The organism is Acidovorax sp. FG60 (assembly GCF_057808995.1).
The window spans coordinates 40,265-55,935 of record NZ_JBMDJC010000029.1; the positions used below are offsets into that span (position 1 = coordinate 40,265).

14 protein-coding genes, 1 pseudogene and 1 other annotated feature are annotated in these 15,671 nt (G+C 62.4%); of the genes and pseudogenes, 4 read left to right on the plus strand and 11 right to left on the minus strand.

Going from position 1 to position 15,671, the window contains the following annotated elements; all coding sequences use genetic code 11:
• Positions 1 to 7 precede the first annotated feature (7 nt).
• The 3 genes from ACODS0_RS25930 (at position 8) to xth (ending at position 1,976) form a co-directional block, all read left to right on the plus strand.
• Positions 8 to 619, plus strand: coding sequence for a DUF4337 domain-containing protein (locus ACODS0_RS25930; RefSeq protein ID WP_488838054.1), 612 nt, complete (start codon positions 8 to 10; stop codon positions 617 to 619).
• A gap of 17 nt (positions 620 to 636) precedes the next feature.
• Positions 637 to 1,125, plus strand: coding sequence for a dihydrofolate reductase (locus ACODS0_RS25935; protein ID WP_121420583.1), 489 nt, complete (start codon positions 637 to 639; stop codon positions 1,123 to 1,125).
• Positions 1,126 to 1,199: 74 nt separating this feature from the next.
• Complete coding sequence (gene xth / locus ACODS0_RS25940; protein WP_176886435.1) at positions 1,200 to 1,976, plus strand: exodeoxyribonuclease III; 777 nt, start codon at positions 1,200 to 1,202, stop codon at positions 1,974 to 1,976.
• Between the two features lie 219 nt (positions 1,977 to 2,195).
• On the opposite strand, the gene ACODS0_RS25945 is transcribed toward xth, so the two are convergent.
• The 10 genes from ACODS0_RS25945 to ACODS0_RS25990 all read right to left on the minus strand — a co-directional run bounded on the left by ACODS0_RS25945 (position 2,196) and on the right by ACODS0_RS25990 (position 13,193).
• Entirely contained in the window at positions 2,196 to 3,134 is a 939-nt protein-coding gene (locus ACODS0_RS25945; RefSeq protein WP_055397175.1) for a ferritin-like domain-containing protein, read from the minus strand.
• A 193-nt stretch (positions 3,135 to 3,327) separates the two neighbouring features.
• Positions 3,328 to 4,998, minus strand: coding sequence for a nitrogen regulation protein NR(I) (ntrC, locus tag ACODS0_RS25950; RefSeq protein ID WP_488838057.1), 1,671 nt, complete (start codon positions 4,996 to 4,998; stop codon positions 3,328 to 3,330).
• Between the two features lie 53 nt (positions 4,999 to 5,051).
• A complete protein-coding gene (gene glnL, locus ACODS0_RS25955; RefSeq protein WP_121508642.1) occupies positions 5,052 to 6,074 on the minus strand; it encodes a nitrogen regulation protein NR(II) in 1,023 nt (340 codons plus the stop codon).
• 92 nt (positions 6,075 to 6,166) lie between these two features.
• A complete protein-coding gene (locus tag ACODS0_RS25960) occupies positions 6,167 to 6,685 on the minus strand; it encodes a hypothetical protein (protein WP_055397181.1) in 519 nt (172 codons plus the stop codon).
• Between the two features lie 212 nt (positions 6,686 to 6,897).
• Entirely contained in the window at positions 6,898 to 8,313 is a 1,416-nt protein-coding gene (glnA, locus tag ACODS0_RS25965; RefSeq protein WP_121420585.1) for a type I glutamate--ammonia ligase, read from the minus strand.
• A gap of 174 nt (positions 8,314 to 8,487) precedes the next feature.
• Positions 8,488 to 9,309 (minus strand): competence/damage-inducible protein A, encoded by an 822-nt coding sequence (locus ACODS0_RS25970; RefSeq protein ID WP_488838059.1) that lies wholly within the window; start codon positions 9,307 to 9,309, stop codon positions 8,488 to 8,490.
• Entirely contained in the window at positions 9,306 to 10,244 is a 939-nt protein-coding gene (locus ACODS0_RS25975; protein WP_488838061.1) for an EI24 domain-containing protein, read from the minus strand. The genes ACODS0_RS25970 and ACODS0_RS25975 overlap by 4 nt, the downstream gene beginning before the upstream one ends.
• A gap of 38 nt (positions 10,245 to 10,282) precedes the next feature.
• Positions 10,283 to 11,296 carry a sterol desaturase family protein gene (locus tag ACODS0_RS25980; protein WP_488838063.1) on the minus strand — a complete coding sequence of 338 codons (1,014 nt, stop codon included), beginning with the start codon at positions 11,294 to 11,296 and terminating at the stop codon, positions 10,283 to 10,285.
• 83 nt (positions 11,297 to 11,379) lie between these two features.
• A complete protein-coding gene (locus ACODS0_RS25985; protein WP_488838065.1) occupies positions 11,380 to 12,237 on the minus strand; it encodes a polysaccharide deacetylase family protein in 858 nt (285 codons plus the stop codon).
• Positions 12,210 to 13,193: a YncE family protein gene (locus ACODS0_RS25990; protein ID WP_218300367.1), complete on the minus strand. Its 984-nt coding sequence runs from the start codon at positions 13,191 to 13,193 to the stop codon at positions 12,210 to 12,212. The genes ACODS0_RS25985 and ACODS0_RS25990 overlap by 28 nt, the downstream gene beginning before the upstream one ends.
• 290 nt (positions 13,194 to 13,483) lie before the next feature.
• Between ACODS0_RS25990 and ACODS0_RS25995 the strand changes: the two are divergent.
• Positions 13,484 to 14,716: pseudogene (locus ACODS0_RS25995) on the plus strand (IS3 family transposase).
• Positions 13,762 to 13,878 (plus strand) — a sequence feature (AL1L pseudoknot). Its footprint overlaps the pseudogene before it by 117 nt.
• Before the next feature lie 72 nt (positions 14,717 to 14,788).
• On the opposite strand, the gene ACODS0_RS26000 reads toward ACODS0_RS25995, so the two are convergent.
• Complete coding sequence (locus ACODS0_RS26000) at positions 14,789 to 15,541, minus strand: 16S rRNA pseudouridine(516) synthase (protein ID WP_488838066.1); 753 nt, start codon at positions 15,539 to 15,541, stop codon at positions 14,789 to 14,791.
• Positions 15,542 to 15,671: the final 130 nt, after the last annotated feature.

Genomic DNA, 15,671 nt, shown 5'->3' on the forward strand with positions numbered 1-15,671 from the left:
CATACCCATGTCTTCCGGCGGATTTCACGTACACGGCCCCCACGACCACGCAGTGGAGCATGCCACCCACGGCCACGGCGACCACACATCAGACCACGGCGCTGAAGGCGGCAACGGCTCGTCCATGAACAAGATCGCCATGTTCACCGCCATCGTGGCCACGGTGGGTGCCATCTTTGCCTACATGGGCGGCGCCACGCAAGCCAATGCCGGCCTGCTCAAGAACGACGCAGCCATCAAGAAGACCGAAGCATCCAACCAGTGGAATTACTTCCAGTCCAAGAGCACCAAGCAATCCCTGGCCGAGCTGGCCCGCGACCTGGCGCCCGATGACCGCAAGGCAGGCTACCAGACCAAGGTAGAGCGCTACGAGGCCGAGAAAAACGAGATCAAGGTGGTGGCCGAAAAACTCGAAGCCGACGCCCATGAGTTCGACCGCAAGAGCGAGGCCCAGATGCACCAGCACCACCGCTGGGCACAGGCCACCACGGCGCTGCAGGTGGCGATCGCCCTGGCCGCCATTGCGTTGCTGACCAAGAAAAAATGGCTGGAGTACGGCATGTACGGCGTGGCTGCCGTGGGCCTGGGCGTGGGCGCCCTCGCCGCCTTGCATATCTGAAACAAGGAGGCCCCACCATGCCCCTGCACCTCATCTACGCCCGCGCCGCCAACGGCGTCATTGGCAAGGACAACACCATCCCATGGCACATCCCGGAGGACATGGCGCACTTCAAGCAACTCACGCAGGGCTGCGCCGTCATCATGGGCCGCAAGACCTGGGACTCATTGCCCCCGCGTTTTCGCCCCCTGCCCGGCCGCACCAACATCGTGGTCACGCGCCAGGGCGACTGGCAGGCCGAGGGCGCCGTGCGCGCCACCAGCCTGCAGGATGCGCTGCAGCAGGCACCTGCCGATCAGACGGTGTGGGTGATCGGCGGCGCGCAGATCTACGCCGAGGCCCTGCCCCTGGCCGACCGCCTGGAAGTGACCGAGATCGACCAGGAATTCGACGGGGATGCCTACGCGCCCACGCTGGGTGCGCCATGGACAGAATCCGCACGCAGCCGCCACGTCAGCACCAAGGGGCTGCCCTTCAGCTTTGTGACCTACGTGCGCGCAGGTTGACACGGCGCCGGAACGCAAAGCTCATCAATTGATAGCACTTAGCGCTTACCCATCAAGCGCTGGAGGCCAAAAACATGCAAATCGCCACCTGGAATGTCAACTCCCTCACCGTCCGCCTGCCCCAGGTGCTGGCCTGGCTCGCGGCCAACCCGGTCGATGCGCTGTGCCTGCAAGAGCTCAAGCTCACTGACGACAAGTTTCCGCACGACGCGTTCAAGGAGGCAGGCTATGAGGCCGTGACCTTTGGCCAGAAGACCTACAACGGCGTCGCTATCCTGAGCCGCCACGCCATGCGCGACGTGGTGCGCAACATCCCCGGGCACACGGACGAGCAGGCCCGCGTCATTGCCGCCACGCTGGACACGCCCGACGGGGAACTACGCCTGGTGAACTGCTACTTCGTGAACGGCCAGGCCCCGGGATCGGAGAAGTTTGCCTACAAGATGCTGTGGCTTGCGGCGCTGCATCGCTGGCTGCGTGAAGAGCTGCTGGCCCACCCGCGCCTGGCGCTGCTGGGTGACTTCAACGTAGCGCCCGAAGACCGCGATTCGTTCGACCCGGTGGGGCTCAAAGACACCATCCACCACACGGTGGAAGAGCGTCAACATTTCCAGGACCTGATTGCCCTGGGCCTGACAGACACCTTCCGCATGTTCGAGCAGCCCGAGAAAAGCTACTCATGGTGGGACTACCGCATGCTCGGGTTTCAGAAGAACCGGGGGCTGCGCATTGACCACATTCTGGTGAGCGATGCACTGCGTGCGAGTGTGACCGCCTGCACGGTAGACCGCGCCCCCCGCAAGAACCCACAACCCAGCGACCACGCGCCGGTGGTGCTCACCATGGCATAACAAACCTTGGCGACGCAGGCCGTGCAGCAACAAGCTGGAAGCCCGGCATGCACAAAAGGCTGCAAGGAGAATCCTTGCAGCCTTTTGTTATTGGGGAATCGGCGCGCAAGAAAGCTGCGCCCAAAAATCCCTATGGCCTACGGCCTACGGCCTATGGCCTATGACTTGCGACGCACCGGGAGCCCCTGAACGGAACCCCAGCGCGCGAACTGTGCCCGATCAGCTATTGGCGAACGTGTCGCGCAGGCCACGTACTTCATCGTGGTTGCGCTGCGCGCCCTGCGACTGGCGTTCTACCAGGGCCCGCACATCCAGCGGCAGGGTGGCCTTCAGGGCCTTGCGGTAACGGGCCACGGCAGCGTCCTCGCCGCGTTCGCATTCCTGCAGCACGGCCTTGTCGTCGTGCACCGACAGGGCGGATTTCACCGACACCCAGCCGCGGTGCAGCGCGCCAGCCACGGTGCCGCCTGAAGCAGGCTCGCCCCCCAGGCGACGCACCTCGTGCTCCAGCTCGACAGCTGCGGCCGCACATTCGCGCGCATGGCGCTGGAACACGCTCTTGAGCTGGGCAGAGTCGGCATGCTCGGCGCAGGCGGTGAAGCCGTATTCGCCATCGCGGGACGACTCCAGCAGGTCGTTGAGCACATCCACCACGTCTTCGTTGTCCACGACATCCATGGGGCGGTCGTCGTTCAGGCTGGAGCGCGATACCCGTTCCCAGGCGGCGCGGGCGGCGGGGCGGGCATCCGTCCAGGCCAGGCCGTCCGAATGGCGCGCCCGCCAGTCATCGGCCAGGCGGGGTTCCACCGCCTCAAAATCGCCTTCATAGCGGCCCACCGACGACCAGCCCAGTTCGTAGGCAGGGCGGTATTGTTCGTAGGTGCGGCCACCCACGTAATAAGGCTCTCGGTGGAAGCTTTCGCGCCAGTAGGCATCTTCCTCGGTGGGGTTGACCGCCTCGGCGGCAGCCTTGCCCGCCAGGCCGCCGGCTACCGCACCGGCCACGCCGCCAATGGCTGCGCCGACCGGGCCGCCAAAGGCGCCTGCTGCGGCACCCGCAGCGGCGCCGCCCAGGGCAGCACCGACCCCGGTTCCGACGGGATGGGAACCCGGTTCATTGGTCAAAGGGTCACGGTTGGCATCGTTGAAATCCGACATAGAAGCTCTCCGGTTGGTTGACAGTGCCTTCATTGTTGAAGTCACTCCCGGAGGGCTGGGTCGGCCCAAGGAGGGCCTGCTTGTAGGACATTGGGAGGTGTGCCTGCCTCAGCATTCGCCAAGGCAGACTCACTTCAATCACTACAAAATTTATAGCATTCAACGCTTTACTAACAAGCGCTAGAGGCTATTTTTATGCCTCATCGGGCGCATCCAGGCCCAGCTCCTGGATCTTGCGTGTGATGGTGTTGCGACCAATGCCCAGGCGCTGCGCGGCTTCCATGCGGCGCCCATGGGTGGCCGTGAGCGCGGTGCGGATCAGGCGCGATTCGAACCGCCGCGTAAGGGCGTCCCACACTTCGGGCTGGCCGCCCGCAAGCAGCTTCTGCGCCTCAGTCTCCAGCGCCTGCTCCCAGGTCGCCGCAGTGCCAACGGTGGCAGCTATGCCGCCCGAACCCGTCGCCATCTGCGCCTCGGCGGGCCAGTGGGGCGTAGCGCCCAGCGCCGGGGTGGCTGAGGCCGCAATACCGCCCACCAGGGGCTGCGTGGCGACAGTGGCAGGTTGTGGCAGCCCTCCCACCAGCTCCACCGCCGGCGCAGGGGTTGGCATTGGGGCAGCAACGGCGTGCACGGCAGCTACCGTCGCAGACGGATCACTGCCGGGTCGGGGAGCGGGTTGGTAAAGGGGCGCTTCCAGCACTTCGGGCGGCAGATCCTGCAGCGAGATGACCTGGGCGGGCGCCATCACCGTGAGCCAGTGGCAGATGTTCTCCAGCTGGCGCACATTGCCCGGAAAGGCGAACTGCTCCAGCCGTGCGATGGCCGAGTCGGCAATGCGCTTGGGCTCCACGCCCAGTTGCCGCGCGCTTTGCTGCAGGAAATGGCGAGTGAGCACGGGCACGTCCTCGTGCCGCTCGCGCAGCGCGGGCAGGCGCAGGCGGATGACGTTGAGGCGGTGGAACAAGTCTTCGCGGAAGCCCCCCTCCTTCACGCGCCGCTCCAGATCCTGGTGGGTGGCAGCGATCACGCGCACATGGGCCTTCACGGCCGCATGGCCACCCACACGGTAGAACTGGCCGTCCGACAGCACACGCAGCAGGCGCGTCTGCAGATCGAACGGCATGTCGCCGATTTCATCGAGGAACAGCGTGCCGCCCTCAGCCTGCTCGAAGCGGCCGCGCCGCTGCGTCTGTGCGCCGGTGAAGGCGCCGCGCTCGTGGCCGAAGAGTTCAGATTCGAGCAGGTCCTTGGGGATGGCCGCCGTGTTGATGGCGACAAAGGGTCCGTCTGCGACCGGCGAGTGCTTGTGCAGCGCGCGCGCCACGAGCTCCTTGCCCGAGCCCGATTCGCCGGTGATGAGCACCGTGACCTGGCTTTGGCTCAAGCGGCCGATGGCGCGGAACACGTCCTGCATGGCGGGCGCCTGGCCGAGCATCTCCGGGGCTTCGGCCTGGCGCTCTTCGGTCACTTCCTCGCGCTGGCTTTCTTCGACCGCGCGGCGGATGAGCTCCACCGCCTTGGGCAGGTCAAATGGCTTGGGCAGATACTCGAACGCGCCGCGCTGGAAGGCCGAAACGGCACTGTCCAGGTCGGAGTACGCCGTCATGATGATGACGGGCAGGCCTGGCTGCAGTTCGCGCACTTTTTCCAGCAGTTGCAGGCCGGAGCCGCCAGGCATGCGAATGTCGCTTACCAGGACCTGGGGGCCTTGCCGCGCCGGGTCTCCGGGGGTGATATCGGCCAGCGCGTCCAGCACTTCGCGGGGGTGCGTGAAGCTGCGCGTAGGCAGGTTCTCGCGGGCCAGCGCCTTTTCGAGGACGAAGCGGATCGAGGGGTCGTCATCTACTATCCAGATCGGCTTCATATGTTTTTCTTACCTTCCCTGTAGTTGCGTGTCAGGGACCGTCATGCGTTTTTTTAAGGCAAGGGAATCAGGATGCGGAAGTCGGTGCGACCCGGCGCGCTGTCGCATTCGATCAACCCGTGGTGGCGTTGCACGAAGGTTTGCGCCAACGTGAGCCCCAGCCCTGACCCGCCATCCCGACCCGATACCAGAGGGTAAAAAATCCGCTCCTTGATCGCATCAGGCACGCCCGGTCCGTTGTCGATGACATGCAATTCCAGTGCCAGCCGATAGCGCTGGCGACCAAACGTTACTTGTCTCGCAACGCGGGTGCGCAGTGTGATCGTCGCCTCACCCTCTGCGATGCGCTCGGTCAGCGCCTGGGCTGCGTTCTGCACGATGTTCAGCAGTGCCTGGATGAGCTGGGCGCGGTCGCCACGGAACTCAGGGATCGAGGTGTCGTAGTCGCGCAGCACCTTGAGGCCCTGGGGGTATTCCACCAGCACCAGAGACCGCACGCGCTCGCACACCTCATGGATATTGACGTCACCCACCAGGTGGGGATGGCGATGGGGTGCCAGCAGCCGATCTACCAGGCTTTGCAAGCGGTCGGCCTCGTGGATGATGACCTGGGTGTACTCGGTCAGCTCGCGGCTTTCAAGCTCCATCTCCAGCAGTTGCGCAGCACCGCGAATCCCGCCCAGCGGGTTCTTGATCTCGTGGGCCAGGTTGCGGATCAACTCCTTGTTGGCCTGGGCTTGGTCCAGCAGGCGCTCCTCGCGGTCCTGGCGGGCCTGCTGCTCCAGCGGCCACAGCTCCACCAGGATTTCGCCGACCTGCTCGGCATCGGCCACGCTCACATGCACGGGCACCGGGTCCTGGTGCTGGCGCTTGAGGCTGGCTTCATACCGCAGGGCCGCGAAGTCCTTGCCCCGCGCGCCCGCCAATGCGGTCTGTAGCAAGGCGGGGTCGGTGAAGAAGGTGGAGAAGTCCACCCCCTCCAGGGTGCGGCGCGAGAGGCCGAGCGCGTTCTCCAGCGCTGCATTGGCGAATTGCACGGCGCCATCAGCGCGCAGCACCGCCACCAGGGTGGACATCAGGTCCAGCGAATGAAAGCGCCCCGTGTCGGAGGAAGGGGCTTCTGTGAAAGGTGAGGAACTCACACGCGTGCCAAACGAGGGAAAGAGATTCAGTTGGCCGGAAGACGGGCGATTTCGCGCTTGATACCTGCGATATCGCTTTCGCTGCGGGCGACGCTGGCCTTGAGTTCTGCCGTGCGCTCCATGTAGCGCTGCGGGTTGCGCAGGTCGAGCGCGTTGCGCTCCGGCGCGCCACCGTTGTATTCCTTCACCAGCTCGGCATGGCGCGCCTCGGCCTTGCGCAACTCGGATTCGAGGATGGCACGGGCATCGGCATCGCGGGCCTTCTGGTCGTTGGTGGCGACACGGGGTGCAGACGGGGGAGATGCGGCGGGAGCTGTGCCCGCCCCAGCCCCGGTTCCCGCCGCTGGCGCTGCCGTTGCTGCGCCTGCAGGTCGGGTGCCCTGGACCACGGTGACGTTGCCTCCCTCAACCAGCTTGCAGCCGCGCTCCTTGGCCTGCTGGGCGTTGTTGGTGTATTCGTTGCCGCAACGGTAGATGCGGTCTTGCGCCCATGCGGCGGGAGCCGTCGCGGCGATCAGTAACAGGGTGATGAGCGTTTTCTTCATTCGGTTTCCTCGCACTGCCATGCAGGGGTTCGGGGAGTATCCCCCAATCACCACACATCGCCAATCCAACACCAGCAGCCCCGCACAGGGCTTTGTACAAGGATGCAACGGCCCAGCCAGTGGTTCCGTTTCAGCGAAACCCGATCCTTGAGCGCAATAAAAAAAGGCGGCCGGGGCCGCCTTTGTGAGGGTAATGGCCTGCAGGCAGGCGATTACAGGGAGTAGTACATGTCGTACTCGACAGGGTGAGGTGCCATGCGGAAACGCGTGACTTCGCCCATCTTGAGTTCGATGTAGGCATCCAGCATGGAGTCGGTAAAGACGCCACCCTTGGTAAGGAAACCACGGTCCTTGTCCAGATACTCGAGCGCTTGGTCCAGGCTGTGGCACACGGTGGGCACCAGCTTGTCTTCCTCGGGTGGCAGGTGGTACAGATCCTTCGTGGCGGCTTCGCCGGGATGGATCTTGTTTTCCACACCGTCCAGGCCCGCCATCATCAGTGCCGAGAAGCACAGGTATGGGTTGGCCGATGGATCGGGGAAACGCGCTTCGATGCGGCGGCCCTTGGGGTTGGCCACGTAAGGAATGCGGATCGAGGCCGAGCGGTTGCGGGCCGAGTAGGCCAGCTTCACAGGGGCTTCAAAGCCAGGCACCAGGCGCTTGTAGGAGTTGGTGCCGGGGTTGGTGATGGCGTTCAGGGCACGTGCGTGCTTGATGATGCCGCCGATGTAGTACAGCGCAAAGTCGCTCAGGCCGGCATAGCCGTCGCCAGCGAACAGGTTCTTGCCGTCTTTCCAGATGGACTGGTGCACGTGCATGCCGGAGCCGTTGTCGCCAGCATAGGGCTTGGGCATGAAGGTGGCGGTCTTGCCGTAGGCGTTGGCCACGTTCCAGACCACGTACTTCAGGACCTGCGTCCAGTCGGCGCGCTCGACCAGCGTGCTGAAACGCGTACCGATTTCGTTCTGGCCAGCGCCCGCCACTTCGTGGTGGAACACTTCGACCGGGATGCCCAGGGATTCGAGGATCAGGGACATCTCAGCGCGCATGTCTTGCGTGCTGTCGACGGGAGGCACTGGGAAGTAGCCGCCTTTGACGGTGGGACGGTGACCACGGTTGCCGCCTTCGAGCTTGGCGCCCGAGTTCCAGGGGGCTTCGTACTCTTCGATCTCGAACATGACCTTGCCGGGTTCGTTGGACCAACGCACGCCGTCGAAGATGAAGAATTCTGGCTCTGGGCCGAAGAACGCCGTGTCGCCCAGGCCGGAGGCCTTGAGGTAGGCTTCAGCGCGCTTGGCGATGGAACGTGGATCGCGGTCGTAGGCCTTGCCGTCACCGGGTTCGATCACATCGCACTGCAGGAACAGTGTGGTTTCTTCAAAGAAGGGGTCGATGTTGGCGGTGCTGGGGTCGGGCATGAGTTGCATGTCCGAGGCTTCAATGCCCTTCCAGCCGGCTACCGAGGAGCCATCAAATGCATGGCCGGACGTGAACTTGTCTTCGTCGAAGTGGGACACAGGCACGGTCACGTGCTGTTCCTTGCCACGGGTATCGGTGAAACGGAAGTCAACGAACTTGACTTCGTTCTCCTTCACCATCTTCATCACGTCTGCAACGGTCTTGGCCATCAGGTTCTCCTGGATAAAGCGCTTGTTGAAAAAAGGAATTTACCGAAATAAAAGCAGTTTGCGTGCCAGCTGGGTGCAGCCGCCGCACTATGAAGGAGCACTAAGGACTGCAGGCCGAGGGAGTACCCGCCGAACCGCACCAATTTAGTGCAAACCTACTATCAACACAGGGCATCACAAGCTACGCACCAATTCAGGGCCACAATTTGCACCAAACTCGTGCAACCCCCGTTTCAGGTCCCGCCATGCAGCGGGAACGAGGGGAGCAGGACCTTTGACACCCAGTTCAATATGCCGCCCGTATTGTGGATGATCCACGCTGGGCAAACTGAACACCCGAACGTTCGGGTGCGTTTTTTCGATGCGCTCCATGAGGGGCGTCAAAGCCGCTTCCATGGCCCCATAGACCACCACCGACTGCTCGGTCTGTGGCGTGCGGCTGAAAAACGCTGCGTAGTGCTGGTCCAGCACCCACTCGATCATCGGCCAGGCCATGACAGGGAATCCAGGAACAAAATGCACGGCCCCTCCACGACCGCCCTCGCAGCTGAACCCGGGGATCTTGTTGTAAGGGTTGGGAATGATGTGGGCACCTGCCGGAAACACCCCCATGTTGAGCCGGTGCACGTTGTCGGGACGGTCCGGCTCATACGTCACACCCTGCTCCTGGGCCACGTCCTGCATGCGCTCGCGGATCAGAGCCTCAGCGTCGGGGTGTAGTACCAGGTCCCGGCCCAGGGCACGCGCGGCGCATTGGCGGGTGTGGTCGTCTGGCGTTGCGCCAATGCCACCGCAGGAAAACACCACGTCACCCGACGCAAAAGCGCGCTGCAGCGTGGCCGTGATGCGGTCCGGGTTGTCGCCCACGTAGTCGGCGTAGGTCAGCGAAAGCCCTCGCGCTGACAGCAGTTCAATGACCTTGGGCATGTGCTTGTCGGCACGCTTGCCAGACAGGATTTCATCACCCACGATGATCAGACCGAAAGATGGGATCATCGTGCAGGGCTTCCGTTGGCAGGAGATGGGGGGGCAGAAAGAACGGCAGTGGGCGACGCCGCAGGCGGCAGCGCGGAATGCGCGGGCTCCCCCGCGTCTGCAACCTTCGGTGTAGACACTTCAACGGGTGTTACCCCTGTGCCCTCTGCGCGCAAGCGCTCCAGGGCTGCCAGGCAATAGTGGGTGAACCAGAGGGAAGAGAACGCAAAAACCAGGGTGTAGATCCAGATCGCAAGCGGCACCAGAATGAAAAAAGCCGCAGCAAAGACCACGCCTGAGGCCCACACGATGCTGGGCGCCGCCCCGAGGTAGCCGGTGAGAATGCCAATACCCAGCAGGCTGCTGCGGTGGCGGCGGAAAATCTCTTGCCGCTCTTCCTTGCTGGCATGGTCAGCCAGCGCATCAAACACCATCACGCGGTAGGTCAGCCACCCCCAGATCAAGGGGGGCAGGATGAGCACCAGGGGTGGCACCAGCCACAGGGGCACCGACACCACCAAGGCAATCAATGCCAGCACGGTGGAGCTGACCGACCAGGCCACGCTGGCGATGAAGGAGCCACCCTTCTTGCGCTCCAGCACAGGGAAACGCCGATCCGCCACCAACGCCACCAATGCGGGGGTCATGAGGACCGCGACCACCAGCAGCGAGACCACCACCAAAGCCGGAGCCACCGCCAAAACCACCATGAGGGGCGCCACGACGGAGGTGACATCACCCAACCCCCACCCTTGCAGCCAATTCCAGAAGCTGGCCAGAAGCGGAGAGGCATCCAGCAGCGCGCGCATGCCCTGCACGGCTCCGTCCCAATAAAAATAGCCCAGCCCCAACGCCAGCCCCACCATCAGCAGCAACGGCAAAACGGACAGGGCCATGACGCGGGGCCGCAGGCAATAGGCCGCAGCACGCCAGAAAGAATCAAGCAAAAGTCCCATGCCGACAAGCATACCTTCTTGACCGCGTGGAGGGTCTTTCAGGCCTTGCCCAGCAGCCTAAGAACACCCCGCCATTGCTGCGACCAAAAGCCCTTGCCATAGTCGCGCAAGCGCCCGTCTGGCCCCGGCTCCACCTGATCGCGCACGCCCGTGGGATCAAAACGCAATTCAAAGTTGGCCGTGCGCATCAGCATGTCCCACCAGGGCAGCAATACGCCGAAGTTGTGCCCGCCCAGCACCACGCGGTATCTGGCGCCCTGCGCAGCAGCAGCCTCCCCTGACAATGGCTTGACGGTCTCATGGCCGATTCCGATGCTGTGGTGCAGCCGGTGAAACCGCGGACTGATCCACAGCCGCTCGCCCCAGCGCCCAAACCACAGGCGCACATTGGCGTGCTGAAAGCTCTCGCTGAGCTGCGTGATGGCCACGATAGCGATGAACTGTCCAGGTGCCACACCGATGAGCTGCGCCACCACCACCAAGATGGTGTCGCGCAGCACGTCGTCCAGCAGATGGTTGCGGTTGTCGCTCCACATAGTCATCTGGCGCTGCGCGTGGTGCAAGGAATGCAGGCGCCACCACCATTCAAAGTGGTGCTGCCCCCGGTGAATCCAGTAGTCCACGAAGTCGAACACCACCAGGTACAGCAGCAGGCTGACCCAGGGTACGTCGGTGAACCCAGGCCAGAGGCCATCAAGCTGGAAGGTGCTGATGCCAGCCACTCGCAATGCCCCAAAGATGGAATCCATCAACGGATCCACCGCGAGGAAGAGACCCAGGCGAAACAGCCCCAGCCGGTGAATCAGCGTGTAGAGAATGTCGGTGCGGATCGTCGCGCGGTCGGTCACAGCCTCTACCGGCCGCCAATGCTGCAATGGGCCAATCACTGCCGCGATCACCACCAGCTGCAGCAGCCCCACCAGAATCCATCCAGAGGCCTCATAGCCACTTTCGAGCTGGTTGCCCAGGCCTACAGCGAACATCACCGGCTGCAACAGGCTTTCGAAAAGCCATTGCTGAGCCGCATCAAAGCCATTGCCTAGCCAACCCATTGCGTCATGCTCCGTCTATCTCTCACCACACACGCCCTTGCTCCGAACGGCCTCCACGATCTGCCTCGCCTCCTCCACCGCATTCAGCGCCTCACCAACGGCGCGTAGTCAGGATGCTCTCGCAGCGTGCGAAAGCAGAATCCGCGCTCCTTCAGCCCGACGATCAGCGGCTCCAGCACGGCAGGCGCCCAGGGATCCTTGCGTGACCAGATCCCCAGGTGCGCAAGCAGAATGTCGCCACTGCGCACATCCCGCAAAGCCTTGTTCAGCAACGTGGTGTTGCTGGCCTTTTCACTGGGCAACTCATCGCCCAGGAATCCCGCCGGTGACCACCCCACATGCGTGTACCCACATGCGCGGGCACTGGCAAGCAACTGCGGCGAAGTCTTTCCACCTGGGGCGCGAAACAAGGGCAAGGGTATTTTGCCGGTCACGTGCTTCAAGCGATCTGCGGCCCGAGCGATCTCCTCACAATAACCGGCGGCCGTCAGCACAAAATCCTGCCCCGCGCGCGGCCCGGCCGATGGTCGAACACGGAACGAAGGGGCCTGCGCCGATCCCAGATCCGCGCGCCAATAGGTGTGGTCCCAGGTGTGGGATGCAAATTCGTGCCCCTCTGCGGCCCGAGCGTGCCACCAGGAAGCCCAGTGGTCGCCCAGGCTGCCATCCCCTTCCTGGGTGCGTTCGTTGGAGGCGAAAAACGTCACGCGTACCTGCTGGCGTGCGAGAACGTCGGCGACCAAAGGCGCCACGGCCATATGGCCAGTATCGAAGGTCAGATAGAGAGGCTTTTTACAGTCTTTTTGGGCACTAGCGCTGGATACAAAAACGCTAGAAGCTACAAAATATATAGCAAAACAAACTCGCAGAGACACTCCCCTGCGAGGCGCCGACGCTCGCACACCATCGCCAATCAGCGGGGCGCGTGTTGCAACGTCCATACGCCATGGGGCGACTTGCCCACAGTGACCTGCCGCACGACCTTCTTCGCCTCGGTATCCACCACAGAGAGCTTGCGAGCCCAGCGGGAACTCACATAAATGAAGCGGCCATCGGCCGACACTTCCATACAGTCCGGCCCACCGGGTACCGGATAGGATTCGACAACCTGCTGGGTGGTCATGTCGATCTTGCTGATGGAATTGGCCACCCGGTTGCTGACATACAGGTGGCGCCCGTCGCCAGCTGCGCGAAAGGCGTGGGCACCGTTGCCCGTTTTAATCTTCTTGATACTCACGGGCTCGCGTCCCGAGACGTCAAATACCTCCACGCTGTCGCTACCGGTCAGGCCCACAAAAATGCGCTTATCGTCCGCGCTGCCATATACGTCCGCCGGCATGGCGCCCGTCTTGGTGCGCCACTTGATCGTCTGCGTTGCGATATCGATGGCCACCAACTCATCGCTATCCTGCATGGTGGAATACACCGTGGTGCTGCGACTGTCGATCCACAAATGGCTGGGAGTCCGGGAGGTGGCCACCCGCTGGACGAGGGTCAACTCCTTCCCGTCCCAACGGTAAAAATCCACATGGTTCAAACGATTGGCAGCGGTGATAAACCACTTCATGTCGGGTGTGAACCGCAGGTGGTAGGGGTCCACAATGCCCCGCACCGTGCGTTGAATCTGCGCAGTGCGCGGATCCAGGAACGTCAGCGTATCCCCCAACGCATTGGCCACAATGATCGACTTCTCATCCGGCGTGAGATACAGATGGTGCGGCTCCTTGCCCGTCGGAATGCGGGCCGTCTCGGTCCAGGTCACCGGGTCAATAACACTGACATTGGCTTCGAGGGAGTTCAGCACAAACAGTGGAGGCGCGGCAGCCAGTGCCCCCCCTATTGAGATCCACAGCCCACCCAAGACAGCGCACGCGCGTGCAATCGAGAAAATCTTCACAGAACCACTTTCAACACAGCCAAGAAGTGTAGCTGTGCACTTACCAATACCTTGGGGGAGAACACGTAACATTCTTGATGTGGAACGAATTTCGACGAGCAAAAGAGCACCTCACTCGACTGGCAACCACTGGGGCTCATCATGGATTCGTCAAGTCAGCGCATTCGCCGCCACGCTCTCGTCATCGTCGGATCTCTTCAGAGGGGTAACGGTCGCTTCGCTTAGCCAGATCGCGCACCCTGAATCGCCCCGGTTTTTGAGGAGGCTCAACACTCTGAGAGGATTGAGCCATGAAGAAGACGAACAAGTTCTCGCCCGAGGTGCGTGAGCGCGCAGTGAGAATGGTGCAGGAGCAGCGCGGGGAGTACCCATCCCTGTGGGCTGCCATCGAATCCATTGCCCCCAAGATTGGCTGCGTGCAGCAGACCCTGAACGAGTGGGTCAAGCGTGCCGAAGTTGATGCAGGCACGCGAGAAGGCGTCACCACAGCCGAAGCCCAGCGGGTCAAGGAGCTGGAGCGCGAGGTCAAAGAATTGCGCCGAGCCAACGAGATATTGAAGCTGGCCAGCGCGTTTTTCGCCCAGGCGGAGCTCGACCGCTGGCTCAAGTCTTGAGGGCCTTTATCGACCAGCAGCGCAATGCTTTCGGGGTCGAGCCGCTCTGCAAGGTCTTGCAGGTTGCCCCGTCAGCGTATCGGCGCCACGCCGCGCTGGTGCGCGAGCCTCACAAACGCTGCGCTAGAGCGAAACGCGACGAATTGCTGATGCCGCAGATTCAACGAGTCTGGCAGGCCAACATGCAGGTTTATGGCGCCGACAAGGTATGGCGGCAACTAGCGCGCGAAGGCGTGACAGTGGCCCGCTGCACGGTAGAGCGTCTGATGCGCAGCATGGGACTGCGTGGTGTGATGCGCGGCAAGGCCGTACGAACCACCGTCAGTGATGGCAAAGCACCATGTCCATTGGACCGGGTCAACCGGCAGTTCCGGGCCGAGAGGCCGAACCAGTTGTGGGTGAGCGACTTCACTTACGTTTCGACTTGGCAAGGCTGGCTGTACGTAGCCTTCGTCATCGACGTGTTTGCCAGGCGCATCGTTGGGTGGCGGGTGAGCAGTTCAATGCGCACGGACTTTGTTCTCGACGCCCTGGAGCAAGCCCTCTATGCCCGTCAGCCTGAGCGCGATGGCAGTTTGGTTTGTCACTCCGATAGAGGCTCGCAATACGTCAGCATTCGCTACACCGAGCGACTGGCGGAAGCTGGCATCGAGCCTTCGGTGGGCAGCAAGGGCGACAGCTACGACAACGCCCTGGCCGAGACCATCAACGGCCTGTACAAGGCCGAACTGATTCACCGCCGGGCTCCATGGAAAACCAAGGAAGCAGTCGAGTTCGCCACGCTCGAATGGGTATCGTGGTTCAACCACCATCGCCTGCTCGAACCCATCGGGTACATCCCGCCTGCCGAGGGCTGAGGCAAACTACTACCGGCAACTCGCCAGTCAGGCCACTGTGGAAGTGGGCTGACTTAAACCAAACAGCCTCCGCAGAAACCGGGGCGATTCACCAAGTAGCGCTTCACCATCGGGCCCATACCCTTCAGGACGACTGAACCAGCAAGGACAGATCCTCCTGACTGAGCCATTTCCATGCCCCAGGAGGCAGGTCAGCGGGCAACACCAGAGCACCGATCTGCGACCGATGCAATCCCTCTACACGATTACCGACGGCAGCAAGCATGCGCTTGACCTGATGGTACTTGCCTTCGGTCAGGGTGAGGTCCAGCCGATGGCTCGCAGTCTGCTCACAAGCCGTCGCTTTTACAGGCTTGGGGTCATCGTCCAGAACCACCCCTGCCAACAAGCTCGATATCTGTTTTTCATCGACTGGATGTTTGGTCGTGACCTGATAAACCTTGGGCACATGTTTCTTGGGCGAACTCATGCGGTGAATGAATTGCCCGTCATCGCTCAACAACAGCAACCCGGTAGTGTCTTGGTCCAGCCGTCCTACGGCCTGCACCCCTTGCACCGCGCTTTTTGTTGGCCGCTGCCGCAAAGGGGCTGGCAACAAGGTATAGATGCTGGGATAGGTTGAGGGTTTTTGAGAGCACTCTGTCCCCGCCGGCTTGTGCAGCAGCACATAGGCTTTAGCGTGGTAGGGCCAATTGATGCCTTGGACCTGCAACTGCAGGCCTTCTGGGTCCAGCTCAGCAGTCGCATCGACGCACGGCTCGTAATCCTGAGTATCAGATGATGACCCGCGTATAGAAACCCAGCCCTGCTGAACCAGCCCCGCACAGACACGGCGGGTGCCAAAACCTTGGGAATACAAAATATCCTGGAGCTGCATAGAAAGGGGCAGGAAAAAGAATTCTTGAGTCACAAAGCAAAACGCCCCTCTGCTCGATTGAGCAGAAGGGCGATTTGGGCTGTAAGAGCCTGACGATGACCTACTTTCACACGGGAACCCGCACTATCAT

Coding starts and splice junctions, on each gene's coding strand:
- ACODS0_RS25960 (WP_055397181.1), bottom strand. CDS start 6,685: ATGAAGAAAACGCTCATCACCCTGTTACTGATCGCCGCGACGGCTCCC.
- ACODS0_RS25975 (WP_488838061.1), bottom strand. CDS start 10,244: ATGGGACTTTTGCTTGATTCTTTCTGGCGTGCTGCGGCCTATTGCCTG.
- glnL (WP_121508642.1), bottom strand. CDS start 6,074: ATGTCCACCCTGGTGGCGGTGCTGCGCGCTGATGGCGCCGTGCAATTC.
- ACODS0_RS25980 (WP_488838063.1), bottom strand. CDS start 11,296: ATGGGTTGGCTAGGCAATGGCTTTGATGCGGCTCAGCAATGGCTTTTC.
- ntrC (WP_488838057.1), bottom strand. CDS start 4,998: ATGAAGCCGATCTGGATAGTAGATGACGACCCCTCGATCCGCTTCGTC.
- ACODS0_RS25985 (WP_488838065.1), bottom strand. CDS start 12,237: ATGGACGTTGCAACACGCGCCCCGCTGATTGGCGATGGTGTGCGAGCG.
- ACODS0_RS26000 (WP_488838066.1), bottom strand. CDS start 15,541: ATGCAGCTCCAGGATATTTTGTATTCCCAAGGTTTTGGCACCCGCCGT.
- glnA (WP_121420585.1), bottom strand. CDS start 8,313: ATGGCCAAGACCGTTGCAGACGTGATGAAGATGGTGAAGGAGAACGAA.
- ACODS0_RS25970 (WP_488838059.1), bottom strand. CDS start 9,309: ATGATCCCATCTTTCGGTCTGATCATCGTGGGTGATGAAATCCTGTCT.
- ACODS0_RS25945 (WP_055397175.1), bottom strand. CDS start 3,134: ATGTCGGATTTCAACGATGCCAACCGTGACCCTTTGACCAATGAACCG.
- ACODS0_RS25935 (WP_121420583.1), top strand. CDS start 637: ATGCCCCTGCACCTCATCTACGCCCGCGCCGCCAACGGCGTCATTGGC.
- ACODS0_RS25930 (WP_488838054.1), top strand. CDS start 8: ATGTCTTCCGGCGGATTTCACGTACACGGCCCCCACGACCACGCAGTG.
- xth (WP_176886435.1), top strand. CDS start 1,200: ATGCAAATCGCCACCTGGAATGTCAACTCCCTCACCGTCCGCCTGCCC.